Annotated in this window: 1 protein-coding gene; it reads right to left on the reverse strand. The window is 50.0% G+C overall.

Annotated features, from left to right (window positions below; translation table 11 throughout):
* A partial coding sequence (locus F4W09_RS16995) for a thiolase family protein (protein WP_472755571.1) occupies positions 1-396 on the reverse strand: 396 nt, incomplete at both ends.

The raw sequence follows: 396 nt of genomic DNA on the forward strand, positions 1-396 counted from the left end.
GCTAATGTGGTCGATGCACGAGGATGTTCATCCGTGTCCACCACAATCGGATCACCCTTACGCTGTGCAATACTTACAGGGACGATCTCATGTTTAAAAAAGCCTTGAGCTTGCGCGGTTGCTGTGCGCTGTTGACTCGTCAAGGCAAACTGGTCTTGATCTGCACGATCAATCTTAAATTGTTGTGCCACATTCTCTGCGGTTTGTGGCATGGTCTCTACACCATACATGGCTTTCAGCTTCGGATTGATAAAACGCCAGCCCATGGTGGTGTCTTCAATCTTCTGACTACGGCCATAAGCCGTTTCCGATTTACCCATCACAAACGGAGCACGCGACATGCTTTCCACACCGCCCGCAATGATCAGGTTTGCTTCACCCGCTTTAATGGCACGG

Source organism: Acinetobacter tandoii (assembly GCF_008867985.1).
Taxonomy (GTDB): Bacteria; Pseudomonadota; Gammaproteobacteria; order Pseudomonadales; family Moraxellaceae; genus Acinetobacter; species Acinetobacter tandoii.